Annotated in this window: 24 protein-coding genes and 1 tRNA gene; 21 read left to right on the top strand and 4 right to left on the bottom strand. The window is 62.7% G+C overall.

From position 1 onward, the window contains the following. Positions 1-27: 27 nt before the first annotated feature. The 14 genes from ACN9MW_RS25060 (at position 28) to ACN9MW_RS25125 (ending at position 13,839) form a co-directional block, all read left to right on the top strand. The gene (locus ACN9MW_RS25060) at positions 28-951 is read left to right on the top strand and encodes a MotA/TolQ/ExbB proton channel family protein (RefSeq protein WP_426163880.1); all 924 of its coding nucleotides are present in this window, start codon (positions 28-30) and stop codon (positions 949-951) included. A gap of 4 nt (positions 952-955) precedes the next feature. Next, entirely contained in the window at positions 956-1,384 is a 429-nt protein-coding gene (locus ACN9MW_RS25065) for an ExbD/TolR family protein (protein ID WP_028101866.1), read from the top strand. Between the two features lie 55 nt (positions 1,385-1,439). Next, on the top strand, positions 1,440-1,862 hold the full coding sequence (locus tag ACN9MW_RS25070) for an ExbD/TolR family protein (protein ID WP_200953793.1): 423 nt from the start codon (positions 1,440-1,442) through the stop codon (positions 1,860-1,862). An 84-nt stretch (positions 1,863-1,946) separates the two neighbouring features. Next, positions 1,947-3,158 carry a tetratricopeptide repeat protein gene (locus tag ACN9MW_RS25075; protein ID WP_426163883.1) on the top strand — a complete coding sequence of 404 codons (1,212 nt, stop codon included), beginning with the start codon at positions 1,947-1,949 and terminating at the stop codon, positions 3,156-3,158. A gap of 103 nt (positions 3,159-3,261) precedes the next feature. Beyond that, on the top strand, positions 3,262-4,221 hold the full coding sequence (locus ACN9MW_RS25080) for a bifunctional riboflavin kinase/FAD synthetase (protein WP_426163885.1): 960 nt from the start codon (positions 3,262-3,264) through the stop codon (positions 4,219-4,221). A gap of 53 nt (positions 4,222-4,274) precedes the next feature. Further along, positions 4,275-7,139 (top strand): isoleucine--tRNA ligase, encoded by a 2,865-nt coding sequence (gene ileS, locus ACN9MW_RS25085; protein WP_426163888.1) that lies wholly within the window; start codon positions 4,275-4,277, stop codon positions 7,137-7,139. 91 nt (positions 7,140-7,230) lie between these two features. Then, entirely contained in the window at positions 7,231-7,743 is a 513-nt protein-coding gene (gene lspA, locus ACN9MW_RS25090; RefSeq protein WP_426163890.1) for a signal peptidase II, read from the top strand. A gap of 10 nt (positions 7,744-7,753) precedes the next feature. Next, positions 7,754-8,974, top strand: coding sequence for a bifunctional phosphopantothenoylcysteine decarboxylase/phosphopantothenate--cysteine ligase CoaBC (coaBC, locus tag ACN9MW_RS25095; RefSeq protein WP_426163892.1), 1,221 nt, complete (start codon positions 7,754-7,756; stop codon positions 8,972-8,974). After that, the gene (gene dut / locus ACN9MW_RS25100; protein WP_130310784.1) at positions 8,971-9,420 is read left to right on the top strand and encodes a dUTP diphosphatase; all 450 of its coding nucleotides are present in this window, start codon (positions 8,971-8,973) and stop codon (positions 9,418-9,420) included. Before coaBC ends, dut begins: the two co-directional genes overlap by 4 nt. A gap of 10 nt (positions 9,421-9,430) precedes the next feature. Then, a complete protein-coding gene (locus ACN9MW_RS25105) occupies positions 9,431-10,531 on the top strand; it encodes a M48 family metalloprotease (RefSeq protein WP_426163894.1) in 1,101 nt (366 codons plus the stop codon). Then, positions 10,528-10,917 carry a surface-adhesin E family protein gene (locus ACN9MW_RS25110; protein ID WP_426163896.1) on the top strand — a complete coding sequence of 130 codons (390 nt, stop codon included), beginning with the start codon at positions 10,528-10,530 and terminating at the stop codon, positions 10,915-10,917. The genes ACN9MW_RS25105 and ACN9MW_RS25110 overlap by 4 nt, the downstream gene beginning before the upstream one ends. A 20-nt stretch (positions 10,918-10,937) precedes the next feature. Continuing rightward, complete coding sequence (locus ACN9MW_RS25115) at positions 10,938-11,945, top strand: XdhC family protein (RefSeq protein WP_426163899.1); 1,008 nt, start codon at positions 10,938-10,940, stop codon at positions 11,943-11,945. 86 nt (positions 11,946-12,031) lie between these two features. Next, entirely contained in the window at positions 12,032-12,931 is a 900-nt protein-coding gene (locus ACN9MW_RS25120) for a DMT family transporter (RefSeq protein ID WP_426163901.1), read from the top strand. Further along, positions 12,928-13,839 (top strand): DNA-3-methyladenine glycosylase 2, encoded by a 912-nt coding sequence (locus ACN9MW_RS25125; RefSeq protein ID WP_426163903.1) that lies wholly within the window; start codon positions 12,928-12,930, stop codon positions 13,837-13,839. Before ACN9MW_RS25120 ends, ACN9MW_RS25125 begins: the two co-directional genes overlap by 4 nt. Before the next feature lie 2 nt (positions 13,840-13,841). Here ACN9MW_RS25125 and ACN9MW_RS25130 read toward each other — a convergent pair whose 3' ends face one another. Both ACN9MW_RS25130 and ACN9MW_RS25135 read right to left on the bottom strand, forming a co-directional pair. After that, positions 13,842-16,082 carry a hypothetical protein gene (locus tag ACN9MW_RS25130; protein WP_426163905.1) on the bottom strand — a complete coding sequence of 747 codons (2,241 nt, stop codon included), beginning with the start codon at positions 16,080-16,082 and terminating at the stop codon, positions 13,842-13,844. Beyond that, positions 16,079-16,846, bottom strand: a complete 768-nt coding sequence (locus tag ACN9MW_RS25135) for a hypothetical protein (protein WP_426163907.1) — start codon at positions 16,844-16,846, stop codon at positions 16,079-16,081. Before ACN9MW_RS25135 ends, ACN9MW_RS25130 begins: the two co-directional genes overlap by 4 nt. Before the next feature lie 116 nt (positions 16,847-16,962). On the opposite strand from ACN9MW_RS25135, the gene ACN9MW_RS25140 reads away from it, so the two are divergent. Next, complete coding sequence (locus ACN9MW_RS25140; protein WP_426163909.1) at positions 16,963-17,976, top strand: MerR family transcriptional regulator; 1,014 nt, start codon at positions 16,963-16,965, stop codon at positions 17,974-17,976. A gap of 55 nt (positions 17,977-18,031) precedes the next feature. Here the strand turns inward: ACN9MW_RS25140 and ACN9MW_RS25145 are convergent. Then, a tRNA-Met gene (locus tag ACN9MW_RS25145) sits at positions 18,032-18,108 on the bottom strand. A gap of 124 nt (positions 18,109-18,232) precedes the next feature. Between ACN9MW_RS25145 and ACN9MW_RS25150 the strand changes: the two genes are divergently transcribed. The 3 genes from ACN9MW_RS25150 to ACN9MW_RS25160 are packed head-to-tail and all read left to right on the top strand — an operon-like array spanning position 18,233 to position 20,294. Further along, positions 18,233-18,811, top strand: coding sequence for an NUDIX hydrolase (locus ACN9MW_RS25150; protein WP_426163911.1), 579 nt, complete (start codon positions 18,233-18,235; stop codon positions 18,809-18,811). Continuing rightward, positions 18,808-19,515, top strand: coding sequence for a leucyl/phenylalanyl-tRNA--protein transferase (gene aat / locus ACN9MW_RS25155; RefSeq protein WP_426163913.1), 708 nt, complete (start codon positions 18,808-18,810; stop codon positions 19,513-19,515). The genes ACN9MW_RS25150 and aat overlap by 4 nt, the downstream gene beginning before the upstream one ends. Positions 19,516-19,541: 26 nt before the next feature. After that, complete coding sequence (locus tag ACN9MW_RS25160) at positions 19,542-20,294, top strand: arginyltransferase (protein WP_426163915.1); 753 nt, start codon at positions 19,542-19,544, stop codon at positions 20,292-20,294. Here the strand turns inward: ACN9MW_RS25160 and ACN9MW_RS25165 are convergent. Then, on the bottom strand, positions 20,260-21,573 hold the full coding sequence (locus ACN9MW_RS25165; protein ID WP_426163917.1) for an amidohydrolase: 1,314 nt from the start codon (positions 21,571-21,573) through the stop codon (positions 20,260-20,262). The two genes, ACN9MW_RS25160 and ACN9MW_RS25165, sit on opposite strands and share 35 nt — an antisense overlap. A 60-nt stretch (positions 21,574-21,633) precedes the next feature. On the opposite strand from ACN9MW_RS25165, the gene ACN9MW_RS25170 reads away from it, so the two are divergent. From ACN9MW_RS25170 to ACN9MW_RS25180, 3 genes are all read left to right on the top strand, one after another. Next, the gene (locus ACN9MW_RS25170; protein ID WP_426163919.1) at positions 21,634-22,674 is read left to right on the top strand and encodes a quinone-dependent dihydroorotate dehydrogenase; all 1,041 of its coding nucleotides are present in this window, start codon (positions 21,634-21,636) and stop codon (positions 22,672-22,674) included. A 2-nt stretch (positions 22,675-22,676) separates the two neighbouring features. After that, positions 22,677-23,723: an aldo/keto reductase gene (locus tag ACN9MW_RS25175; protein WP_426163921.1), complete on the top strand. Its 1,047-nt coding sequence runs from the start codon at positions 22,677-22,679 to the stop codon at positions 23,721-23,723. A 162-nt stretch (positions 23,724-23,885) separates the two neighbouring features. After that, a complete protein-coding gene (locus ACN9MW_RS25180) occupies positions 23,886-25,367 on the top strand; it encodes a Tar ligand binding domain-containing protein (protein ID WP_426163923.1) in 1,482 nt (493 codons plus the stop codon). Positions 25,368-25,391: the final 24 nt, after the last annotated feature.

Consider the following 25,391-nt stretch of genomic DNA (forward strand, 5'->3'; position numbering starts at 1 on the left):
TGATTATTTTTCAAATTTGGAGGAAGCATGTTTAAGAATACCCGTTTGTCCGCTGTACTGGCCGCTGTGCTGTTCTCGGTGACCGCAGCTACCGCCCTGGTAAGCGCCCCAGCCATGGCTGACGCGCCTGCCTCGGCAGCCGCTTCGGCTCCAGCCGCTGACGCACCTGCAGCTCCAGCAGCTGACGCGGCAGCCGCTCCAGCAGCAGAAGCAGCCGCTCCAGCTGCTGCCCCAGCTGCTCCAGCCGCTAAAGAAGAAGTCGAAAACCCATTCGGTATCTCCGCTGTGTGGGAAGCCGGCTTCGTGGCTCGTGCTACCCTGATCATCCTGTCGATCATGTCGATCGGTTCCTGGTACATCATCGTGACCAAGATCATCGACCAGCAGAAGATCTTCAAACAGCAGAAAGAAACCTCTGCCAAGTTCTGGAAAGCATCGTCGATCGCTGCCGGCACCGCGACCCTGACCGAAGGTTCCCCATTCCGCTTCATCGCTGAATCCGGCACCAAGGCCACCGCTCACCACGACGGCGCCCTGCTGGAACAGATCGACCTGTCGACCTGGGTGACCATGTCCATCCAGCGCGCTGTTGACAAAGTGCAGTCCCGCCTGTCCGATGGCCTGTCCTTCCTGGCAACCGTTGGTTCGACCGCTCCGTTCATCGGCCTGTTCGGTACCGTTTGGGGTATTTACGGCGCGCTGACCAACATCGGTATGACCGGTAACGCATCGATCGACAAGGTTGCAGGTCCAGTGGGTGAAGCGCTGATCATGACCGCTTTCGGTCTGCTGGTCGCAGTTCCTGCCGTTCTGGGTTACAACTGGCTGCTGCGTCGTAACAAGACCGCAATGGAAGATGTACGCTCCTTCTCCGCAGACGTGCACTCCGTGCTGATCTCCGGCGCAATGTCCACCTCGAACGCTGCTGCTTCGTCGAAAAAAGTAGGTTAATACCATGTCGATGTCTGTAGGCTCCGATACCGGGGGAGAAGAGCAGCTTAACAGTGAGATCAACACGACTCCGCTCGTGGACATCATGCTGGTTCTGCTGATCATCTTCCTGATCACGAGCCCGGTCGTTCTCAAACTGCAGAAGATCAACCTGCCGGAAGAGATCAACCAGGCAATCCAGACCAAACCAGAGAACGTCAACATCGTTGTTAACAAAGATGGCGACATCTACTGGAACCAGAAGAAAATGCGCGACGCGAATGAGCTGTTCGATTTTCTGAAAGAGGAAGCTGTGAAGGTGCCTCAGCCTGAAGTTCATGTCCGCGGCGACAAAGACGCGAAATATGAATCGATCGGCCGTGTGATCTACACCACCCAGCGCGCTGGCATCCAGAAGGTCGGTTTCATCACCGAACCGCCTGATAAGATGTAAGAACAAGCCGCCCCTGGCTGTAGCGGGGGCGGCCTTCTGAAAAGGAACACATTTCATGAGTATGAGCGTAGGCAGTTCCGGCGGTGAGTCGGAACCGATGATGGAAATGAACATGACGCCGATGATCGACGTCATGCTGGTTCTGATCATTCTGCTGATCATCACCATTCCAAAAGCGAACCACTCGGTCAACCTGAACATGCCGGTCGGCACCCCGCCACCGCCAACCAAGGAACCAGTGGTCGTGACCATCGACGTTGACTTCGACGGCACCATCCTGTGGGACAATGTGGTCGTTCCTGACCGCCCTGCCCTGGAGAACAAGCTGATCGCCGTAGCGGCACAGGCTGACCAGCCTGAAGTGCACCTGCGTCCGAACAAGCTGGTTAACTACAGCGTGGTTGCAGGCGTCATGGCTTCGGCACAGCGTCTGGGCGTCACCAAGATTGGCCTGGTCGGCAACGAGCAGTTCCAGTAAATAATTGGGCCAAAACACCCTTTATTTTCCTAAATAGGCAGGTTATCCTGCCTATTTCGCATTTTGAAGAAAGAAAATCACCCCATGATTAAGTTTCGTCTCGCACACCTCGGCCTGGTAATGGCCGCTATCGGTTTCAACGCTGCTGTCCCGATGGTGGGCCTGTCCTCGATCGCGTATGCCGAGGCCGTGCGCGCAGAAGTTGGCAAGCCACTGCAAGAAGCCCAGAAACTGGCCTCCTCCGGCCGTTACAAGGAAGCCCTGGCGAAACTGAAGGAAGCAGACGCTGTCGGCGGCAAGTCCGAACTGGAAAAATTCCAGATCGAATACACCCGCGGTTCCGCTGCTGCCGCTGCCGGCGAGAATGAGACCGCCGCCCGCGCCTTCGAGCAAGTGCTGGCATCCGGCAAGCTGTCTCCAGCCCAGGCACCAAAGATCACCGAAGCCCTGGCCAGCATCTACCTGCGCGCCAAGGATTATCCAAAAGCCATTACCTACATCCAGAAGGTCCTGAAGGATAATCCGAACAACTCCCAGATGCGCGAGCAGCTGATCCAGACCTATTACCAGAGCGGCAAGCTCAACGAAGCCGCCAAGGAACTGCAAGGTGCCAAGTCCGAAGGCAGCCTGCAAATGCTGGCCAACATCCAGCTGAAGCAGAACGACAAGGCTGGCTACGTGCAGACTCTGGAAAAGCTGGCTGCATCCTATCCAAAGGCATCCTACTGGGCCGACCTGCTGAACCGCGTGATCGGCAAGCCAGGCTTCTCCTCCTCCCTGAACCTGGACGTGATGCGCCTCAAGCTGGCCCTGAAGCAGATCACCAAGCCGTCCGAATTCATGGAAATGGGCCAGTTGGCCCTGCAAGCCGGCAACCCTGCTGAAGCCCTGAAGATCGTCGACGAAGGCTACAAGAAAGGTGCCCTGGGCACCGGCGCCGACGCCGGCCGCCACCAGCGCCTGAAAGACCTGGCAACCAAGACCCTGGCCGACCAGCAGAAGAACGCTGCCACCCAGGAAGGCAACTTCCGCAAGGAAAAGGATGCTGACGGCCTGGCCAACCTGGGCTATGCCATGGTTTCCGACGGCAAGGCCGATGGCCTGAAGCTGATGGAAGAAGCGATCAAGCTGGGCACCGGCCGCAAGCCTGAAGAAATGAAGCTGCACTATGGCGTGGCACAGTACATCGCCGGCAAGAAGGCTGCTGCCATCAGCACCCTGAAGTCGGTGAAAGGCACCGCTGGCGAGCCTGAACTGGCCCGCTACTGGACCATGTACATTAACAACCCGGTCTGAACAAAGCCGGGCTGAGCCAAGAAAAGCGCTGCCTGCACCCGCAGGCAGCGCTTTTTTACATTGAGAACGTATAATCAAGCATTTGAGCCTGATAGCAAGATAAATGAAGGTATTTCGCGGACTTCCCAATGCAGCGGCGCGTGCGCCCTGCGCCCTGACGATCGGCAACTTCGACGGTGTCCACCGCGGCCACCAGGCCCTGCTGGCGCGCGTGCGCGCGGCCGCCGATCGCCTCGGGCTGGAATCGGCCGTGATGACCTTCGAGCCCCATCCGCGCGAATTCTTCGCCCACAAGATGGGCGATATGTCGAAAGCCCCGCCGCGCATCGCCAACCTGCGCGACAAGCTGCAGGCCCTGGAAAACAATGGCGTGGACCGGGTGATCGTCGAGCATTTCTGCGATGCCTTTGCCGGCCAGTCGCCGCAAAGCTTCGTCGAAAAGGTGCTGGTCGACGGCCTGCACGTGAAGTGGCTGATGGTGGGGGACGATTTTTGTTACGGCGCCAAGCGCGCCGGCAATGTCGCCATGTTGGCCGAAGCTGGCAGGCAGTATGGCTTCGAAGTCGAAGTACTGCCGACCGTGCGCAATGGCGAAACCCGTATTTCCTCCTCCGCCGTGCGCAGCGCGCTTTCCGAAGGCGATTTCCCGCATGCGCAGGCCTTGCTGGGCCATCCCTACTCGATTTCCGGCCACGTGATCCACGGAGCCAAACTGGGGCGCGATATCGGCTTCCCGACGCTGAACCTGCGCGTGCCGCACCGTCCTGCCCTCTCCGGCATCTTTATCGTGCAGGTGCACGGCCTGGGCGACAGGCCATTGCCGGCCGTTGCCAGCCTGGGCGTGCGTCCCACGGTGGAAGACGCCGGCCGCGTGCTGCTGGAAGTCCATGTCTTCGACTTCGCCCGGAACTGCTACGGCAAGGTGGTGCGCGTCGAATTCCTGCAAAAGATACGTGACGAAGAAAAGTTCATTGACCTGCCTACCCTGGTCAAGGCCATCGAGCGCGACGCCGACCAAGCGCGCGCCTTCTTCGCCGCCAACTCCGTCACCGACCGAATTTAGGCCTTGCCCAACTTCGCAAGCGCCAACCGAAACACAAACTTAAAGCATTCATCATGTCTGACAACAAACCAAAGAAGCAAGAGAGCAAGTACCCGGTCAATATGACCGAAACCCCATTCCCGATGCGCGGCGACCTGGCCAAGCGCGAACCGGGCTGGGTCAAGCAATGGCAGGACAAGAAGATCTACGAACGCGTGCGTAAGGCCGCCAAGGGCCGCCCGAAGTTCGTGCTGCATGATGGTCCTCCCTACGCCAACGGCGACATCCACATCGGCCACGCCGTCAACAAGATCCTGAAGGACATCGTAGTGAAGTCGCGCACCCTGGCCGGCTTCGACGCGCCTTACGTGCCGGGCTGGGATTGCCACGGCATGCCGATCGAGATCCAGATCGAAAAGCTGTTCGGCAAGAACCTGCCGACCGCCGACGTGCTGACCAAGGCGCGCGCCTACGCGCACGAGCAGGTGGAGCGCCAGAAGAAGGACTTCATCCGCCTGGGCGTTCTGGGCGAATGGGACAATCCTTACCTGACCATGAACTATGGTAACGAAGCCGACGAGCTGCGCGCCCTGGGCAAGCTGCTGGAGAAAGGCTACGTCTATCGCGGCCTGAAACCGGTGAACTGGTGCTTCGATTGCGGCTCCGCCCTGGCGGAAGCGGAGGTGGAATACCAGAACAAGCGCGACCCGGCGATCGACGTCGGCTTCGCCTTCCATGAACACGACAAGCTGGCAGCCGCCTTCGGCCTGCCTGCCCTGCCGGCCGGCGACGGCTTCGTCGTGATCTGGACCACCACCCCCTGGACCATCCCGTCCAACCAGGCCCTGAACATGCACCACGAGGTGACCTACGCGCTGGTGCAGACCGAGCGCGAAGGCAAGCCGCTGCTGCTGATCCTGGCCAAGGACCTGGTGGCCTCCTGCCTGGAGCGCTACAAGCTGGAAGGCAGCGTCATCGCCACCGCCACCGGCGACAAGCTGGCCGGCATCGCCTTCAAGCACCCGCTGCACGCCAGAGACGCGTTCTACGACCGCCTGTCGCCGGTCTACATCGCCGACTACGTGACCACCGAAAGCGGTACCGGCGTGGTGCACTCGGCCCCGGCTTACGGCCAGGACGACTTCATCTCCTGCAAATCGCACGGCATGAAGGACGATGACATCCTGAAGCCGGTGATGGGCGACGGCAAGTACATCCCGTCCCTGCCGCTGTTCGGCGGCATGAGTATCTGGGAAGCCTCGAAGCCGATCTGCGAGGCGCTGCGCGAAGCAGGTGCCCTGTTCGAACTGAAGATGTTCGACCACAGCTACATGCACTGCTGGCGCCACAAGACCCCGATCGTCTACCGCGCCACCTCGCAGTGGTTCGCCGGCATGGACATCCAGCCGCTGGACGGTGGTTCCACCCTGCGCGAGACAGCGCTGGAAGGCATCGAAGCCACTGAATTCTTCCCGGACTGGGGCAAGGCGCGCCTGCACGGCATGATCGCCAACCGTCCGGACTGGACCCTGTCGCGCCAGCGCCAGTGGGGCGTGCCGATGGCGGTGTTCGTCCACAAGGAAACCGGCGAGCTGCACCCGCGCACCGCGGAACTGCTGGAGCAAGTGGCCAAGCTGATCGAGCAAGGCGGCATCGACGCCTGGCAGGCACTGGACCCGGCTACCCTGCTGGGCGCAGAAGCCGAACACTATGTGAAGAACAAGGACACGCTGGACGTGTGGTTCGACTCCGGCTGCACCCACCAGACCGTGCTGCGCGGCTCGCATCCTGAGCAATCGCACTTCCCGGCCGACCTGTACCTGGAAGGCTCGGACCAGCACCGCGGCTGGTTCCACTCCTCGCTGCTGACCTCTTCGATGCTGAACGGCCGTCCGCCGTACAAGGCGCTGCTGACCCACGGCTTCGTGGTCGACGGCGAGGGCAAGAAGATGTCGAAGTCGATCGGCAACACCGTCGCGCCGCAGAAGGTGTCCGACACCCTGGGCGCCGATATCCTGCGCCTGTGGGTGGCCGCCACCGACTACACCTCCGAGCTGTCGATCTCCGACGAGATCCTGAAGCGCGTGACCGAGTCCTACCGCCGCATCCGCAACACCCTGCGCTTCCTGCTGGCCAATACCTCGGACTTCGATCCGAAGGCGAACGCCGTGCCGGTCGCCGATCTGCTGGAAATCGACCGCTACGCGCTGGCCAATATGGCTGCGCTGCAGGCCGACCTGTCGCGCCACTACGAGCGCTACGAATTCCACCCGGTGGTGTCCAAGCTGCAGAACTTCTGCTCCGAGGACCTGGGCGGCTTCTACCTGGACATCCTGAAGGACCGCCTGTACACCAGCGCCGTGGATTCCAAGGCGCGCCGTTCCGCGCAAACCGCGCTGTGGCACATCACCCAGTCCCTGCTGCGCCTGATGGCGCCGGTGCTGTGCTTCACCGCCGAAGAGGCGTGGGCTTCATTTGCCGGCGAGGAATCGTTCAAAGCCAGCGACGAAACCATCTACACCCAGACCTGGTGGCAGCTGCCGGAACTGGCGGACGCCGAAGCCCTGATGGCCAAGTACGCGACCATCATCGCCGTGCGGGCCGACGTGACCAAGCAACTGGAAGAACTTCGCGGCTCCGGTGCGATCGGCTCCTCGTTGCAGGCGGAACTGGAGATCAAGGCCGCCGGCGACAAGTTCAAGGCGCTGGCATCGCTGGACGAGGACCTGAAGTTCATCTTCATCACGTCGCTGGCCAAGGCTGTCGAAGTGGCCTCCGAAGCAGATGAAGCCGTGAACGTGGCAGCATCGACCGCGCAGAAGTGCGAGCGCTGCTGGCACTACCGCGCAGACGTGGGCTCGCACGCCGACCACCCAGGCCTGTGCGGCCGTTGCCACGCCAACCTGTTCGGCGCCGGCGAATCCCGCAAGTACGCCTAACCCAAGCCTGCGGCCGCCGCAGATGAGTGTCTGACCCTGCGGGTCAGACACTGGTTCCCCGGTTCTGGCAAGCACAAAGAAAAAGCTATTTATGGCCACCAAAAAGACCACCACCTTCAGCAGCAAACCCGCCTCCGGCAGCATGGCCCCTTGGCTGGGCATCGCCTTCATCATCATCCTGCTGGACCAGCTAAGCAAGATCACGATCAACAAGCTGTTCGTATACGGCGAAGAGAAAGTCATCACCAGCTTCTTCAACCTGGTCCTGGCCTACAACAAAGGCGCCGCATTCAGCTTCCTCGCCAACGAAGGCGGCTGGCAACGCCACCTGTTCACCGCCATCGGCGTGATCGCCGCGCTGTACATCGTCTACCTGCTGATGCGCCACAGCGGCCAGCGCATGTTCTGCTGGGCCCTGTCCCTGATCCTGGGCGGCGCAGTGGGCAACGTGATCGACCGCATCTGGCACGGCCACGTGATCGACTTCCTCGATTTCCACTGGAGCGGCTTCGGCCACTTCCCGGCCTTTAACATCGCCGACACCGCCATCTGCATTGGCGCCGCACTGTTCGTACTGGACGAACTGCGCCGCGTGAACAAGTAGGAGCAGCAAAATGGAACTGACTGGCAAGAAAATCGTCCTCGGCCTGTCCGGCGGCGTAGCCTGCTACAAGGCCGCTGAACTGTGCCGCGCGCTGACCAAGGAGGGCGCTTCGGTGCAGGTCGTGATGACCGACGCCGCGACCCACTTCATCACCCCGGTGACGATGCAGGCGCTGTCCGGCAAGCCGGTTTTCAGCAGCCAGTGGGATCCGCGCGTGAACAACAATATGGCCCACATCGACGTCACGCGCGACGCCGACGCCATCCTGATCGCCCCCTGCTCCGCCGACTTCATTGTCAAGCTGGCGCACGGCGTGTGCGACGACCTGCTGTCGACCATGTGCCTGGCCCGCCCAAGCCGTGTGCCGCTGCTGATCGCGCCCGCCATGAACGTGGAAATGTGGTCCAATCCCGCCACCCAGCGCAACGTGGAGCAGGTACGCGAAGACGGCATCACCGTGTTCGGTCCCGCCACCGGCGACCAGGCATGCGGTGAAGTGGGACTGGGCCGCATGCTGGAACCGGAACAACTGCTGGCGGAAATGATCGCCGCCTTCCAGCCGAAAGTCCTGGCCGGCAAGCGCATCCTGGTCACTGCTGGCCCGACTTTCGAAGCCATCGACCCGGTGCGCGGCATCACCAACCTTTCCTCCGGCAAGATGGGTTACGCCGTGGCGCGCGCCGCGCGGGAAGCGGGCGCCGAAGTGACCCTGGTGTCCGGCCCTGTCGCGCTGGAGACGCCGTACGGCGTGGAGCGCCACAACGTCAAGAGCGCACAGCAGATGTTCGACGCCGTAATGGATCATATCGGCGGCCAGCACGTGTTCATTTCCGTGGCCGCGGTGGCGGACTGGAAGGTCGTGAACCCGAGCGCGCAGAAGGTCAAGAAAACCGGCGACGGCAGCGCGCCGGAACTGAAATTCGAACAGAACCCGGACATCCTGGCCAGCGTGGCCACCCGCACCAGCCTGGCCGGCTGGCCTTATTGCGTGGGCTTCGCCGCCGAATCGGAAAACCTGATCGAATACGGCGCCAGCAAGCGCGAACGCAAAGGCATTCCCCTCCTGGTCGGCAATATCGGCCACAACACCTTTGGCCAGGACGACAACACCATCATCCTGTTTGACGAAAACGGACACACCATCCTGCCGCGCGCCGACAAGCTCACGCTGGCGCGCCAGCTGATTTCCGAAATCGCCAAACGCATCGACAAGAACTCGCTATTCCAATGAAAACTGTAGACGTCAAAATCCTCGATCCGCGCATGAAAGACCAGATGCCGGCCTACGCAACGCCTGGCAGCGCCGGCCTCGACCTGCGCGCCTGCATCGATGCGCCGCTGGTCATCGAACCCGGCCAGACCGTGCTGGTGCCGACCGGCCTGGCGATTCATATCGCCGATCCGGGCTATGCCGCCATGATCCTGCCCCGCTCCGGCATGGGCCACAAGAACGGCATTGTTTTGGGGAATCTGGTAGGCTTGATTGACTCCGATTACCAGGGACAATTGATGGTGTCTACCTGGAACCGGGGCTTCAACACGTTTACGCTGAATCCAATGGAGCGCCTGGCGCAATTGATCATCGTGCCCGTGCTGCAGGTTGGCTTCAATGTTGTCGAAGACTTCGAGGCCAGCGACCGCGGCGCCGGAGGTTTCGGCAGCACAGGCAAGCACTGAGGAAATATTTATGGCAGTAGAGCAACGCTACAATTCAAATTCGCCGCTTACCTGGCCCGCGATTGCGGCCTCGCTCCTGCTCTCAGCCTGTTCAACTTTTCAATCCGGCAGCGAGCCGGCCGCCCCGGTGCAGCCAATGCCGCCGTCGGCGCCAGTTGCTCCGGTGGTGACGCCGCAGATGCAGGCCGCACGCGACAACCTGAAGGTGATCGCAAGCCTGCAGGAACGCCTGTACCGCATCGCCGCCCCGCTGTTGATCAATAACGCTGACCTGTGCAAGGCGCAGGCGCGCAACCTGCTTGGTTTCACCGCCAAGAACAAATACTCCTATCCCGGCGAATACGGCGACGCATCGGCCGCCGTGCTGGGCTACGACGATGTGCTGCAAGTATCCGGCGTACTGGCTGGCAGCGGCGCCGCCAAGGCCGGCCTGCGCAAGGGCGACGACCTGATCGCCGCTGGCGGCAAGCCGCTGCCGAAAGGCCACGATGCCGAAAGCAAGGCTGCAGCCGTCTTCGGTCCTCTGACCGCCAACAGCGCCACCTTGAGCATGACCATTGCCCGCAATGGCAACAGCCAGACGCTGAACGTGCCCGTCACCCGCGCCTGCGCCTTCCGCGTCGACCTGGGCAACTCGGACAATGTGAACGCCTACAACGACGGCAGCCGCGTCATGCTGACGCGCGGCATGATCAACTTCGCGCAGAACGATGAAGCCGTGGCTTACGTCATGGCGAAAGAACTGGCGCACAACATTCTCGGCCACGCCGGCACCATGCGCAGCACCGCCACCATGGCCAGCATCATCGACAACCTGGCATCGGTGCGGCCTGACCTGACCATGCTGGTCGGGACAGCCGGCGTACGGCCAATGCCTGCCGATTACGACGTGGCAGCCGACAACCTGGCGCTGTACATGCTGGCGCGCGCCGGCTACAACATCGGCAATGCACGCAACTTCTGGCAACGCCTGTCCGGCCAGTATCCAGCGACGGCGCTGAATGGCTACACCGCGATCCACCCGAACGTCACCGTCCGCCTGGCCGCGATAGACCGCAGCGTTTCCGAAATCAAGGCCAAGCAGGCCGCCAAGCGCCCGCTGCTGCCATGAAAACAGCGGTCCTGTTGCTCGCCCTGGCGCCCGGCGTGGCGCTGGCGGGGCCCTGGACCACTGTCTCCAGGGACAAGGACAGCACCCTCCTGCTCGACAGCAAATCCGTGCGCAGCGCTGCCGAAGGCCGCAAGGCCTGGACCATGGAAACCTTCCGCAAGCCGCAAACCGCGCCCGACGGCAAGATGTATCTCTCGGTGCGCTCGCTGCACCTGTATGCCTGCGAGGCCGGCACCCGCACCCTGCTCAGCCAGACCTTCCACGCCGACGTCCTGGGCAAAGGCGAGCCGGTAGGCACCTTCAAATACGAAGCCTACGATCCCGAAACGATCGCCCCCGACAGCCTGCCGGAAAAGGCCTTCAGGGCCGTCTGCAAAAAGCGCTGACCCTTGCTATAGTTCGATGCATGGACAGCATCGACCTCGAAGTACTCAAGACTTGCTCCGCCTGGCTGGCCGCGGGACACCGCTGCGAACTGGTCACGGTCATCCGCACCTGGGGCTCCAGCCCGCGCCCGATCGGCGCCACCCTGGCCATCTGCGACGATGGGCGCGTAGTCGGCTCGGTCTCCGGCGGCTGCATCGAAGACGACCTGATCGAGCGCGTGCGCAAGGAAGGCATCGTGCGCCAGTTGCCGGAGGTCGTCAGCTACGGCATCACGGCCGACGAAGCCCACCGTTTCGGCCTGCCCTGCGGCGGCACCATCGAACTGGCGCTGGAACCCCTCGGCCCGCACAGCCGCATTGACGAGCTGCTGGAACGACTGGCGGAGCACCAGCTGGTGGCGCGCACGCTAGACATGGGCAACGGCGCCGTCACCCTCGAACGTGCCCGTCCCGGCGCGGTGCTGGAACGCAGCGGCGATTTGCTGGTCACCCAGCATGGCCCGCGCTGGCGGCTGCTGATCATTGGGGCCGGGCAGCTATCGCGCATGCTGGCACAGATCGCCACGGCCATGGACTACCACGTCACCGTCTGCGACCCGCGCGAAGAATACCGCGCCGGCTGGGCCCTGCCCGAAGTGCCGCTGGTGCACGCCATGCCCGACGACCTGGTGCTGGAGATGCAGCTCGACTCGCGCAGCGCCGTGGTCGCGCTGACGCACGACCCCAAGCTGGACGACATGGCATTGATGGAAGCGCTCAAGTCAGACGCCTTCTACATCGGCGCCATTGGCTCGCGCGCCAACAACAACAAGCGGCGCGAACGGCTGTTGCAGTTCGACCTGACCGAGAAACAGATCGCCCGCCTGCACGGCCCGATCGGCCTGTACATCGGCAGCAAGACACCGCCCGAAATCGCGATCTCCATCCTGGCCGAAATGACGGCGGTAAAAAACGGCGTTCCCGAAGTCCTGCAGATCAACCACGCCGCCGCCCTGGCCACAGCCCCCGGCCCCGCCTGCCCGACATGAATTCAATAGCAAGAATCAGCTTGCCACAGCCCAGCCCGTGTCACACCATGGGGTCAGGCACCATGGTGTGACACGAACTGAACAATATGAATACTGCGAACCTTCTTAAACTGATTTTGCTGGCTGCCATCTGGGGTGGCTCCTTTCTATTCATGCGCATTGCGGCGCCGGTGCTGGGGCCGGGTGTGCTCATCGAGTACCGGGTGACGTTCGCGGCGGTCTTCCTGGCCGCGGTGGCGCTGGTGCTGCGCAAGCGGCTTGACCTGGGCCAGCATTGGAAGCATTACCTGGTGCTGGGCTTCTTCAACTCTGCCCTGCCCTTCCTGCTGTTCGCCTTTGCGGCGAAGACGCTGACCGCTTCCGTGCTGTCGGTCTTGAATGCGACCGCGCCGATCTGGGGCGCTATCGTCGGCGCCGTGTGGCATCGCCATATGGTTTCGGGGCGAGTAATGCTTGGGCTGGCTTTGGGCACGGCAGGCGTGGCGATACTGGTCGGCTTCGACCATGTGAGCAGCAAGGATGGCGCCGGATTGGCTATCGCCGCAGCTACCCTGGCTGCCTTCAGTTATAGCATCGCCACTACCTATACCAAGGTGGCCAGGTCGGCGCAGGGCGTTGAGCCTTTCGCCAACGCTCACGGCAGCATGTGGGCTGCGGCCTTGCTGACCATACCGTCCCTGGCGATCTTCCCGCAACCGGGCGAGCCGACCATCGGCATCATGGGCGCTGCCCTGGCGCTGGGCGTGCTGTGCAGCGGCATCGCTTACCTGCTCTACTTTGGACTGGTGCGCGATGTGGGGCCGACTTCGGCGCTGACCGTTACCTTCCTGAATCCCTTGTTCGGCATCCTGTGGGGCACGCTGTTCCTGCACGAAGTGGTGGGCTGGTACACGGTTGCCGGCGCGGCCATCGTCATTGCCGGCACCATGCTGGTCACCGGTTACAAGGTCAAACTGCCCTGGATGCGGAATACCGAGGCTGCATGAAGCATACATTTTCACTGGCCCTGCCCGCCGCGTACCGGGTGCAGGACGTACTGGCCTTCCATAGCCGCGATGCCGAAAGCGTCGCGGAACAAGTGAGTCCGGATGCGATCCGCAAAGGGATGTTGCTGGATGGCGTGCCGGTGCTGCTGGCCATCGCGTTGCCCAAGGGCCGCGCACGTTCCGCCGTGTGCGATGCCGACATTGACCTGCCGCGTGCCCGTAAGGTTCCTGCGGCGCTGGCGGCGCGCATCGAAGCCGCTGCCCGCAACATCCTCGGCCTTCACATTGATCCCGCACCGTTCGTTGCGTTTGCTCGCGGGGACGAGCTGCTCGGCCCGCTGGTCGCCCGCCAGCCTGGCCTGCGGATCGTGCAGTCGGCAACCGTGTTCGAGGCGCTGACCTGGGCCATCATCGGCCAGCAGATCAACCTGTCCTTCGCCATCGCCTTGCGCCGCACCTTCATCTTGCAGGCGGGGCGCCAGCACAAGGCCGGCCTGTGGTGCTATCCCGAGGCGGCGGATGTGGCCAGGCTCGCCGTGGAAGACCTGACTACCCGCAAATTCTCGCGCGCCAAGGCTGAAACCCTGCTCCGCTTCGCCCAGCTGGTCGCGGCCGGGGAGCTCGATATCGAGGAGCGCGAGGACAATCCGATCCCGGCGATCTGTCAAAACCTGCTGGCGGTGAAAGGCATCGGGCCGTGGACGGTCAACTACGCTCTGCTGCGCGGCTACGGCTTCGCCGATTGTTCGCTGCATGGCGACGTGGCCATCCGCGCAGCGCTGCAACGGTTGCTGGGCGAAGAGAGCAAGCCTGACATGGCGCGTACTGAGGCCCTGCTGCAGCGCTACTCCCCGCACCGCACGATGGCGGCGGCCCACCTGTGGGCCAGCCTGGCGTTCGAGGGCTAGCCTCAGTAGTAGTATTTGGTTTTCCTGGCCCAGTCGCTGTTCGGGTACAGCTTGTGCAACATGGCGAAAGCTTGCCTGGAGTACTTGTTGCGCAACTCCGTTTGAGCAGGCAAGCGCTCCTCGGCAGCATAGACCCAGGGGCTTTCGTTGCGCATCGATGCCACCAGCAGATGCAAGGCCTTCGGCGCCTCCGCGTCATTCGGCTTGGCCGAAGCCCATGCCATCAGGGTCGGGGCCAGGAAAATCGAACGCAATGAGAGTTGGCGCAAGCTTTGCTGCTCGCGTTCTGCTTCGGCGCGCTGCTCCTCGCTCAGGAAGCGCGGCGCCGGTGCCGGCCGCTCGCCGATACTGACCGGTTTGCCGTAGACATCGTTGCCGACAGCTGCATTGCTGATCACATGCGGCCGCAGTTCCGGCGTGTTCACCAGGATCAGCGCCGCGGCCAGCTTGCGTTCCGCTCCGCTGGCAGCCTTGCGATAACGCGCGTACAAATGTGCGGTAGTCTTGCGCCCTTCGGCGACGCCATCCAGCAGGGAGAGCGCGGTCGCTTCGTCATTGGCAATCAGGGCGCGCGTGAAGATGGCCTCGCGCAGCTCCACTTTCGAGGCCGGCAGCAGGCCGGGGTGGGCGTACAGCGCCTTCAGGCTGGCCATCGGCAGGTAGCGGTAGACCGCCACGTAAAAATCGCCGTCGGTTCCTTCCGGATCTTTTGCCGCATCATCGATCGGTGCGCCGCGTTCCACGGGGTCCTGGACTCTTCGCCCGGCCCTGACAAAACCGTCCAGCGTACTTGCCGTCAGCATCTTCAGCGCCAGGAAGCGGTTGGTGGTTGCCACCGACATGGCCTTGCCCTGGCTTGCCAGCAGGCGGTCGACGTCCTTGTCCGCTTGCGCCAGGCGGTTTTCAGAAACAGCCAGGCGCACAAGGTTGTATTGCATTGTCTGGTAGAGCGGATGGCCGGCGGGCACTGCCGCGGCGGCCTTCTTTTCTGCCTCGCCAAGCTCACCGGGCCGGGCGAATGTCAGCAGGGGTGCCAGCCACAGGGCGTCTCCATGCTTCTGCCATTGCTGGCGCGTCACCTCCAGTGCCAGCTTGCGGCGCTCCTTCACTTCCGGATTGTCGCTGCTGTCATACCAACCGAACGAGTCGCCTTGCATGGTGCCGATCCATGCCGTCAGCGGCTCCCTGGCTTCGACCATTTCATTGCGCGGCAGCTTGTCGAGCAGCAGCAGGTAGTCGCTCAACATGCGCGGCGTATCGGCGCTGAAAGGTTCCTTCTCCAGGCGGCGCGCCAGCACCTTCACCTGCGCTGCGGGATCGAGGCGCGCGTCGATCAGGAGCATCATTTGCCTTGCTGGCGCGTAGGAAGGCGCCAGCGCTTCAAGCTCTTCGCGCGCCTGCCTGAACCTGGCGATACGATTGTCGCCTGCCTCCTCCCTTTGCAGCGTGGCCATGCGGATCAGGCATCGTGCTGCCAGGTAGGCGCCCAGCGGCTGCCAGGGCGAGTTCGCATCCTGCGCCACTGCCTGGAACTGGCGGCGCGCGGCGTCCAGGTTGCCCGAATAGAAATTGGCTGCCGCTTCCTGATACGCGCGGTCTGCCTTCAGCCATGCGGGCGCGCTCTCCGGTATCGCGGGCGGCAGCACCGGACTCGATGGTCCGCCTGTAAAGCCGCAATTGGCAAATACCGCGTCCTGCCCTTCCAGCCATGCTTTGAACCACTGGTCAGGCTTGCCGCCAGGGCCCAGTTGCGCGCGCGCCTTTGCGGTCGCGGCGGCGCGGCGGAAGGCATCGGGGTGGCAATTCACATAGCTGCCCCAGTCTTCGCTGCCAGTGATCTTGACTTCGGCCTCGGCCGGCAAGCCTGCCTGCACCGCGAGCGGCGTACGCGCCTTGAACCATTCCCCGCTGCCATTCTTCTCCGCGTTGCCGACGTAGTCCCAGGCCCTGTGGCCTTCCCCTACATGCCAATCCCACACATGGAGCGAAGCGACTTGCGCCGGAGTGAGGCCGTGCCCTTTGGTTGCCTGGTAAGCAAGGTAGAGATAGACGCGCCAGTAGCTGCTCGACAGCACGCCAAGGTTGCCGGCCGCGTATTGGGGCAGCGCGCGCGGTGCGACCATCAGTTCATTGGCGTAGAGGTTGTAGGTGAAGCCATCGAAGCCGCTGGAGAAAGCATATTGCGGCAGGACGACTAGCGCGGTCATGGCTGCGAACTTGCGCAAACTGGAGAAACGTTTCATGGAGAGCGGACCTTGGTTGGTGCATGGAGGGCTTGCCATTGCGCAGCCGTCCAGGAACGAGGGGAAAAATAATAGCTGCGCGGAGCCAGCCGGCGCAGCCGCGGTTCATCGGTCGCGTAGCCGGCGGCCTGGCGGCAATAGGGCTGGGTGAATCCTTGCCAGCGCAGGCGCTGGCGAAGCTCGTGCTGCTGTTGTCCCATGCGGAAGGCCATCGGCACAACCTCGTCAGCCATGCCTTCGGCCAGCCAGGCATCGTCGAGGCACCAGGACGCCAGCGCCGTCACCGATAGCGCCATGTCGGGCGCCAAGCTGCGGCGGATGGCGGCGACAGTGCGGGCCAGGAAGGGACGCTGCGAGCGCCGCACTTCAAAATCGAGCTGCACTACTTGGCGGTTGGCTCCCGGCGCAATGCGCAGCAGTTCCTTGACGATGGCCTGTAGCTGCGCTTCGTTCAATGCCGGCGGCTCGTGTCCCGACATGTCGACGTGCAGCACCGGCACGCGCGCCGTGGCAGGCTCCATCAACAGGCGCGCGGTGCGTGGACGCACCAGCGCTTCATCGCCTTGCAGCATGATGCTGGAGGCGACGAACGCCACCCCGGCATCGCCCGGCAGCCAGCGCAGGTCTTCCGGCCGCTCCCAGGCCCAGGCCATCTGCAGGGGCAGCATGGCCAGCGCGGGATGGGCATTCGGCACGTGGCCGCTGTCGGCGCGCCACAGGACGGCAAGCAGCAGGGTCGCGATGAGTAAAAACAAACGTTGCATGTCCAACATCATAAGGGATGGATCGCTTACCATCATCTTTTTGCACGCAGCGCTTGACCCTCACCTAGCGTGAGGCTCCAGCATGGCAGTAACGTAACGAAGAAAGGAGCGGGAAGATGATGTTGAAAGTAGGTGAACTGGCGCGCCGTTGCGGCCTGACCGTGCGCACCCTGCACCATTACGACAGCATCGGCCTGCTCAAGCCTTCGGGACGTTCCGACGCCGGCTACCGCCTCTACAACCGCGACGACGTGGCGCGCCTGCACCAGGTGCAGGCGCTGCGCCGTTTCGGCATGGCGCTGGCCGACATCGGTCACTTCCTGGCCAAGCCCGGCTCTTCCCTGCCCGACCTGATTTCCCGCCAGATCGATTCGCTCGACCGGCAAATCGCCGAAGCCGCCAAACTGCGCGAGCAGTTGACGGCCCTGCGCGGGCAATTGCTGGCGGGCGAGGAGCCGGAACTGGCCACCTGGCTAACCACACTGGAGCAAATGACCGTGTACGACAAATACTTTACCAAGGAAGAACTGGCTCAACTGCCAATCTACAACGACCCAGCCGCGCCCGAAGAGTGGTCGGAATTGATCGAAGCCGTAGGGCAGAAAATGGCGGCGGGCATCCCGCCGTCCGATCCTGCGGTTCAAGCGCTGGCCGAAAAATGGATGGCGACCTTCAGCCGCCAGGCCGGCCACAGTGTCGACATCATGCATCGGCTCGACAATATGTGGTCGCGCGAAGAGGAATACCGCAAGCAAAGCGGCGTGACGCTCGAGATGCGCAACTATATTGCGGCGGCCAGCGGCCAAGGCAAACTGGCGCTGTATGCCAAATATATGCGGCCGGAGGAAATCGAGACCATGCACAAGCATTTCCGCACCCGCGCCCACGAATGGCCGGCACTGATCGGCGAAATCCGCGCGCAAATGGCCGCCAATCCCTCGCCATCGGCGCCTGAAGCACGTGCGCTGGCCCAGCGCTGGTTTGAACTGTTCACCGATATGGTCGGCAATGCGCCGGGCGTGCGTGAACGCTTCCGCGAGGCGCTCGAAAGCGAGCCGGCGCTCCGTGCCGGCCGCATGATGAGCGACGAAGTGCTGGATTTCCTGCGCCAGGCCCACGCAGCGGCGTAAAAAGACGAAAAAAAACCGTCATCGCTAGCTGCTGATGACGGTTTCTTCTGAATTCTGGTTGCGGGGACAGGATTTGAACCTGTGACCTTCGGGTTATGAGCCCGACGAGCTGCCAGACTGCTCCACCCCGCGTCTGATGCGAGTATTATAGGGCGTCTCGCCAATTTAGGCAATATTTATCCCACTTCTTCTTACGATAGCTCGAATATATTTCGCTGAATTCCGGCAACGAGCCGTTCGGTGTACAGTAGACCCTATGAAATTTTGCTCAGAATGCGCCCACCCTGTTGAGTTGATGGTGCCGGCCGGCGACAACCGGCCGCGTTATGTTTGCGTCAACTGTTCGGCAATCCATTATCAAAATCCCAAAATGGTGATCGGTACGGTCCCGGTCTGGGAGCGTGATGGCGAGTTGCAAGTTTTGCTGTGCAAGCGCGCGATCGAGCCGCGCCGCGGATTCTGGACACTGCCGGCCGGCTTCATGGAAAACAATGAAACCACCGCCGAGGCAGCCCAGCGCGAAACCGAAGAAGAAGCCGGCGCCAATATCGACCTTGGCAGCCTGTACACCCTGCTCAACGTGCCGCGCGTGCACCAGGTGCATATGTTCTACCTCGCCACCCTGCGCGACCTCGATTTTGCGCCGGGCGAAGAAAGCCTGGATGTGAAGATGTTCACGGAAGCGGAAATCCCATGGGATGAGCTGGCCTTCCCCACCATCCGCACCACGCTGGAATTCTTCTTTGCCGACCGCGCCAAAATGCGCGAAAGCGGCAGCTACGGCTTCCATACCCAGGACATTACCCAGCCGATGCGCCAGTCGTCCGACACATGATTCCCTGGCTCGACGTCAACACGCCCTTTCCCGACGTCTCCGAAGCCTTGACCACGGACGCGCCGGGCCTGCTGGCCGCCGGCGCTGATCTGTCGCCGAAGCGGCTGCTGGCCGCTTACCAGCGCGGCATCTTCCCCTGGTTTTCCGAGGGCCAGCCCATCCTGTGGTGGAGCACCGATCCGCGCATGGTGCTGCGCACCGCCGACTTCAAGATTTCCGACAGCCTGCGCAAGACGCTGAGGAAGATTGCGCGCGACGGCCAGCGCTGGGAAGTGCGTTTCGACAGCGCCTTCGAGCAGGTGATGCGCGCCTGCGCCGCACCACGCCGCGACGGCCCCGGCACCTGGATTTCGGAAGACATCATCGCCGGCTACACCGGCCTGCACCAGCAGGGCTTCGCCCATTCCTCCGAGTTGTGGCTGGACGGCGAACTGGTGGGCGGCGCCTACGGCGTTTCCATCGGCACCATGTTCTACGGCGAATCGATGTTTGCGCGCGTCACCGACGGTTCCAAGGTGGCCCTGGCCTACCTCGTGCATTTTTTGCGACAGCACGGCGTGGAACTGATCGATTGCCAGCAGGAGACCGGCCACCTGGCATCGCTCGGCGCGCGGCCGATTCCGCGCAAGGACTTCATCGCACACTTGCAGAAAAGTATTGTGATGCCACAGATACGCGATTGGTGCCCTGTCGCACCGTTTTAAGCCGCGGACGCGTTATGATATGACTCATGACGCAGCTTAACGACCTTCCCTTCGCAACGTTGCAGTTTTATACAACGGCGCCTTATCCGTGCAGCTACCTTGATGCGCGCCAGGCACGTTCGCAAGTGGCAACGCCCTCGCACCTGATCAACGCCGACGTCTACTCGGAGCTGGTGAAGAACGGTTTCCGCCGCAGCGGCATCTTTACTTATCGTCCATATTGCGACGGCTGCCAGGCTTGCATTCCGGTGCGCGTCGTGGCCGCCGGCTTCAAGCCGACACGCGGCCAGCGCCGCGCCTGGGCGCGCCACGGCAACCTGGAGGCGGGTGTTGCCAGCCTGTCCTTCTCGGACGAGCACTACGAGCTCTATCTGCGCTACCAGAGCACCCGCCACGCGGGCGGCGGCATGGACCAGGATTCGCGCGACCAGTATGCCCAGTTCCTGCTGCAAAGCCGGGTCAATACGCGCCTGGTGGAATTCCGCGAGCCCGATGGCACGCTGCGCATGGTGTCGATCATCGACGTGCTGTCGGATGGCCTGTCGTCGGTCTACACCTTCTTCGACCCTGACGTGCCGGGTGCGTCGTTCGGTACCTACAACGTGATGTGGCAAATCGCGCAGGCGCACGAGCTGGGGCTCGATTTCGTCTACCTGGGCTACTGGATCGAAGACAGCCCGAAGATGAACTACAAGATCAAGTTCCAGCCCCTGGAGGCCCGCATCAAGGGCGTGTGGGGACCGCTCACATCTTCATCAAATCCAGCAGCGCAACCGTAGTTGCCAGCACGCCGGTCTGAATCGACTTTTCCGCATCGGCGCGGAACAGCGGGCTATGGTTGTAGGCAATCGTGGCTTTGCCGGCGCGTGCCGCTTCCACCTGCGCGGCCGGCGTGCCGCCCACCATGAAATACACGCTCGGGATGCCCTGGCCGTAAATGAAGTGGGCGTAGTCCTCGCCCACCATGCTGCCGCGCTGGTAGCCCTTGTCGAAAATTCCCTCACCCAGTTTGCTGGACCATACGGTACGCAGGCGCTGCAGCATCGCTTTGTCGTTCAGGGTTGGCGGCACGGGCCGGTCGGTGTGGCGGATTTCCGGCAGCTTGTCTTCCGGTACGCCTGCAGCCCGCGCGGTGTTCTCGGCCACGCGCTTGATTCCCTCCAGCAGCCTGGCGCGCGTCTCGTCGCTTTCCGAGCGCACGGTCAGTTCCAGGCGCGCCGTATCGCTGATCACATTGCCCTTGGTGCCGGCGTGGAAAGAGCCGACGGTGATCAGGGCCGCTTCACGCGGGGCGATGTCGCGTGTGACCACGGTTTGCAGCGCCAGCACGATCTGCGATGCGATCACGACCGGGTCCTTGCCTGTATGCGGGCTGGCGCCGTGCGTGCCGATGCCGTGCACCACGATCTCCATCAGGTCGGCGCCGGAAAACGGCGCCTCGCTGGCCTCGATCTTGCCGGCTTCGATGTCGGCGCCCACGTGCAGCGACAGCGCGTAATCCGGTTTGCCAAAGCGTTTGTAGATGCCGTCGGCCATCATGTCCAGCGCGCCGCCGGTGCGTTCTTCGGCCGGCTGGCCGACCAGCATCAAGGTGCCTTTCCACTCGCCCTTGTGCGCCGCCATCTGGTGGGCCGTGCCGACCAGGCTGGTCATGTGCACGTCGTGGCCGCAGGCGTGCATTACCGGTACCAGGTTGCCGCTCGAATCCTTGACCTTCACCTTGGAGGCGTTCGGCGCATCCGATTTCTCTTCCACGGGCAGCGCATCCATGTCCGCGCGCACCATCACGGTCGGGCCTTTGCCGTTGCGCAGTATGGCCACCAGGCCGGTCTTGCCCACGCCTTCTGTCACCTCGAAGCCTGTTGCACGCAATTCCCTGGCCATGCGCGCGGCCGTCTGCACTTCCATATAGGACAGCTCTGGATTGGCGTGCAAGTGGTTGAACAGGGGCTCCAGGCTGGCTTTGTAGTCGCGCGCAATGGCGGCGGAGAGCGGGTTTTCGGCGGCAACGACGGGCAGGGAAAGGCAGGCCAGCAAGGCAAGTCCAGGCTTGATCACGGAAGGTCCTCCAGGGAGCGCAGTGTAAAATGCTACAAAAATACACCAAAGCTGCCCACAATGTCCGACAAATTCCTGTACTCCCTCGCCCGCCCCATCCTGTTCTCGATGGACGCGGAATCCGCCCACCATTTCACCCTGCCGGCACTCAAGCGCCTGTCCGCACTGGGCCTGACCCGCGCCATGGTGCGCCGTCCGAAAGACGATCCGCGCACCGTCATGGGCCTGACCTTCCGCAACCCGGTCGGCCTGGCCGCTGGCCTGGACAAGGATGGCGCCTTCATCGACGCGCTGGCCGACCTCGGCTTCGGTTCCATTGAAGTGGGCACCGTGACTCCGCGCGCCCAGCCGGGCAACCCGAAGCCGCGCATGTTCCGCATTCCTGCGGCGCAAGGCATCATCAATCGCATGGGCTTCAATAATGGGGGAGTCGATGCTTTCGTGGCCAATGTGCAGTCGTCGCGCTTCTACCAGAACCGCGAGGGCGTGCTGGGCCTGAACATCGGCAAGAATGCCGATACGCCGATCGAGCGCGCGGTCGACGACTACCTGCATTGCCTGGACAAAGTCTATCCCTACGCCAGCTACGTCACCGTCAACATCTCCTCGCCGAATACCAAGAACCTGCGCCAGCTCCAGGGCGCGTCGGAAGTCGACGGCCTGCTGTCGCAGCTGAAGCAAGCGCAACTGCGCCTGGCCGACCAGCACAAGCGCTACGTGCCGATGACCCTGAAGATCGCGCCCGACATGGATGGCGACCAGGTTAAGAATATCGCCGACGCGCTGCTGCGCCACAAGATCGACGGCGTGATCGCCACCAATACCACCCTGAGCCGCACTGCGGTGGAAGGCATTCAGCACGGCGCTGAAGCCGGCGGCCTGTCCGGTGCACCGGTATTCGAACTGTCCAACAACGTGATCCGCCTGCTGAAAGCGGAACTGGGCGATGCGCTGCCGATCATCGGCGTTGGCGGCATCATGCAGGGCAAGGACGCCAGGGCCAAGATCGAAGCCGGCGCGCAACTGGTACAGCTCTACTCCGGCCTGATCTACGCCGGCCCGGCGCTGGTACGCGATTGCGCGGACGCCTTGCGAGCCTGAACATGGAAAAAATCGCCCTTGGACGCAGCGACCTGAAAGTCAGCAAGATCTGCCTGGGCACGATGACTTTCGGCCAGCAGAACACGGAAGCGGACGCGCACGCCCAGCTAGATTATGCGCTGGAGCGCGGCATCAATTTCATCGATACGGCGGAACTGTATCCGGTCATGCCGTCCGCCGCGACCCAGGGCGATACCGAACGTTTCATCGGCAGCTGGCTGAAAAGGTCCGGCCGCCGCGCCGGCGTGGTGCTGGCGACCAAGATTGCAGGCCCCAACCCTTACATGCACTGGATCCGCAAGGGCAAGAGCAACCACAACGCGTCCAATATCCGCGCTGCCGTGGAGACCAGCCTGCAGCGCCTGCAGACGGACTGCATCGACCTGTACCAGCTGCACTGGCCAAGCCGGAATGTGCCGATCTTCGGCGCCAGCCAGTTCGATCCTGAAAAAGAGCGCCACAGCATCGCCGTCGAAGAAACGCTGGCCGTGCTGGGCGACTTGATCAAGGAAGGCAAGATCCGCCATATCGGCGTGTCGAACGAAAGCAGTTGGGGCGTATCCGAATTCGTCAAGCAAGCCGAGATGAAGGGCTTGCCGCGCATTGCCACTATCCAGAACCTGTACAACCTGACGGCGCGCCATGTCGAAACCAGCTTCCTCACCGAGACTTGCTTCCGCGAGCAAGTAAGCCTGATGGCATATAGCCCGCTGGCATTCGGCCAGCTCACGGCAAAATACCACGACGACCCGAAGGCGCACGGCCGCCTGACGATCTTCCCGCCGACCTGGAGCCCGCGCTACCTGCGTCCAGGCGTGCTGGAGGCGGTTGCGCAGTACGCAAAACTGGCGCGCGACAACGACATGACGCCAGCCCGGCTTGCGTTGGCATGGTGCTACTCGCGCTGGTTCGTCGCCTCGACCATTATCGGCGCCACCACGCTGGCGCAGCTCAAGGAAAACATCGATGCCTTCGACGTGCGGCTGTCGCCGGAGGTCGTGGCGGCAGTCGACGCAATCCACGCCAGGCTGCCCAACCCGGGCCAGTAACCGCAAGGTCAGGCCTTTTCCTGACGATGAATTCATTTGCTGCGCGGGAATGTTGTTGATACTATTCCCCATTCAGGTTGCCTGCGCCGCAGGCCATGCCGTCCCTGATTCTTTGCCGCCCCCTCCCTGCGGCCTTGTCAAACTCCCCAATAAGAAATCGACATGTTCAAGAACCTGACCATCAGGGCGCGGCTTGTTGCCGTCCTTTCCATGTTGTCCATCCTGCTGCTTGCCGTTGGGGGCGCCGGCTTGGCCGGCCTTGGCAGAAACCACGACGCCTTGCGCACCGTGTATGAAGAACGGTTGATGTCACTTGGCCATCTCGACAACATGATGCGCATCATGCTGCGCAACCAGCTCGCGCTTCACCGCGCTGCGAATTCGGCCCCCGCTGCCTTGCCGGCGGCGATCGAGCAGATCGAACAGGATCGCGATGCCACCAGCCGCCTGTGGCAGCAGTACAGCGCATCCTTCGCCTCCGAAGAAGAAAAGGAAATCGCCGAACGATTCGACGCGGCGCGCAAGCATTTCATGCTCGATGCCCTGGCCCCTGCCCTGGTGGCCGGAAAAGCCGGCGATATCGAGACCATGCGTGCATTGGTGAACGGGCCTATAGAACATATGTTTCCAAAGATCCGGATCGAGATGGACAAGCTGATCGCCTACCAGCTGGAGCATGGCAGGGTCCAATATGCAATGTCCGCGGCAAACTACGCCAGGCAGCGCACGCTGGTGACTGCCCTTTTGGCAGCAGGCTTCGTGTTGGTCGCAGTCGTAGGCCGGTGGCTGGTGCGCAGCATTACCGTTCCCTTGAACCGCGCTGTGGCGATCGCGCAAGCCGTTGCCCGGGGCGACCTGACGCAACAGATCGAGGTTCGCACGCATGACGAAACTGGCAAGCTCCTCGCCGCGCTAAAGGAAATGAACGCGAACCTCGCTGCCATGGCCGGCCACGTGCGCCAGTCTGCGCAGGACATCGCTGCTGCCTCAGGCCAGGTTGCCTGCGGCAGCCTGCATCTCTCGCAACGGACCGCGTCCCAGGCGAAATCACTGGAGGAAACCGCGGCGTCGATGGAGGAGCTGGCCAGCATCGTGCGCCAGCATGCCGACAATGCCCGGCAGGCGAATCATCTGGCACAGCGCGCGTCGCATGCCACGACGCGCGGCGGGGCGGCAGTGTTCCTGGTGTTTGGCAAAATGGAGGCGATCAGGCAGGCGTCGCGCAGCCTGGAAGAGGTCAGCGGCGCCGCGGAGTGCGCTCCACTGCAGGCCGGCCTGCTTGAACTGGATGCCGCCGTGGCAGCGGCGCATGCCATCATGGGCGAGGTCGTGCAGGCCGTGCACCGGGTTGGCGACACCATTAACGAGATCACCGCGGCCAGCCATGAGCAAAGCGTTGGCATCGACCAGCTCAATGGGGCGCTCATCCAGATTGATGCGGACACGCAGCGCAATGCTGCGCTGGTCGAGCAGGCAGCCGGCGTTGCAGCTGCCATGCAGCGGCAGTCCGCCGTGCTGTCGGAAGCTGCCTGTGCTTTCCGTCTTGTCGGAGAAGCGTCATTGGCAAGCCGACATTCGAACGGCGCGGTGCGCGCTCCGGCGGCGGCGAATACGCCACATTCTCACCAAATCTCACTTGCCTAGCGGGAACCTTGTTGTTAGCATCGG

The organism is Pseudoduganella sp. R-34, assembly GCF_049904655.1.
Classification (GTDB): Bacteria; Pseudomonadota; Gammaproteobacteria; order Burkholderiales; family Burkholderiaceae_D; genus Rugamonas.

Coding starts and splice junctions, on each gene's coding strand:
- ACN9MW_RS25060 (WP_426163880.1), top strand. CDS start 28: ATGTTTAAGAATACCCGTTTGTCCGCTGTACTGGCCGCTGTGCTGTTC.
- ACN9MW_RS25065 (WP_028101866.1), top strand. CDS start 956: ATGTCGATGTCTGTAGGCTCCGATACCGGGGGAGAAGAGCAGCTTAAC.
- ACN9MW_RS25070 (WP_200953793.1), top strand. CDS start 1,440: ATGAGTATGAGCGTAGGCAGTTCCGGCGGTGAGTCGGAACCGATGATG.
- ACN9MW_RS25075 (WP_426163883.1), top strand. CDS start 1,947: ATGATTAAGTTTCGTCTCGCACACCTCGGCCTGGTAATGGCCGCTATC.
- ACN9MW_RS25080 (WP_426163885.1), top strand. CDS start 3,262: ATGAAGGTATTTCGCGGACTTCCCAATGCAGCGGCGCGTGCGCCCTGC.
- ileS (WP_426163888.1), top strand. CDS start 4,275: ATGTCTGACAACAAACCAAAGAAGCAAGAGAGCAAGTACCCGGTCAAT.
- lspA (WP_426163890.1), top strand. CDS start 7,231: ATGGCCACCAAAAAGACCACCACCTTCAGCAGCAAACCCGCCTCCGGC.
- coaBC (WP_426163892.1), top strand. CDS start 7,754: ATGGAACTGACTGGCAAGAAAATCGTCCTCGGCCTGTCCGGCGGCGTA.
- dut (WP_130310784.1), top strand. CDS start 8,971: ATGAAAACTGTAGACGTCAAAATCCTCGATCCGCGCATGAAAGACCAG.
- ACN9MW_RS25105 (WP_426163894.1), top strand. CDS start 9,431: ATGGCAGTAGAGCAACGCTACAATTCAAATTCGCCGCTTACCTGGCCC.
- ACN9MW_RS25110 (WP_426163896.1), top strand. CDS start 10,528: ATGAAAACAGCGGTCCTGTTGCTCGCCCTGGCGCCCGGCGTGGCGCTG.
- ACN9MW_RS25115 (WP_426163899.1), top strand. CDS start 10,938: ATGGACAGCATCGACCTCGAAGTACTCAAGACTTGCTCCGCCTGGCTG.
- ACN9MW_RS25120 (WP_426163901.1), top strand. CDS start 12,032: ATGAATACTGCGAACCTTCTTAAACTGATTTTGCTGGCTGCCATCTGG.
- ACN9MW_RS25125 (WP_426163903.1), top strand. CDS start 12,928: ATGAAGCATACATTTTCACTGGCCCTGCCCGCCGCGTACCGGGTGCAG.
- ACN9MW_RS25130 (WP_426163905.1), bottom strand. CDS start 16,082: ATGAAACGTTTCTCCAGTTTGCGCAAGTTCGCAGCCATGACCGCGCTA.
- ACN9MW_RS25135 (WP_426163907.1), bottom strand. CDS start 16,846: ATGCAACGTTTGTTTTTACTCATCGCGACCCTGCTGCTTGCCGTCCTG.
- ACN9MW_RS25140 (WP_426163909.1), top strand. CDS start 16,963: ATGATGTTGAAAGTAGGTGAACTGGCGCGCCGTTGCGGCCTGACCGTG.
- ACN9MW_RS25150 (WP_426163911.1), top strand. CDS start 18,233: ATGAAATTTTGCTCAGAATGCGCCCACCCTGTTGAGTTGATGGTGCCG.
- aat (WP_426163913.1), top strand. CDS start 18,808: ATGATTCCCTGGCTCGACGTCAACACGCCCTTTCCCGACGTCTCCGAA.
- ACN9MW_RS25160 (WP_426163915.1), top strand. CDS start 19,542: ATGACGCAGCTTAACGACCTTCCCTTCGCAACGTTGCAGTTTTATACA.
- ACN9MW_RS25170 (WP_426163919.1), top strand. CDS start 21,634: ATGTCCGACAAATTCCTGTACTCCCTCGCCCGCCCCATCCTGTTCTCG.
- ACN9MW_RS25175 (WP_426163921.1), top strand. CDS start 22,677: ATGGAAAAAATCGCCCTTGGACGCAGCGACCTGAAAGTCAGCAAGATC.
- ACN9MW_RS25180 (WP_426163923.1), top strand. CDS start 23,886: ATGTTCAAGAACCTGACCATCAGGGCGCGGCTTGTTGCCGTCCTTTCC.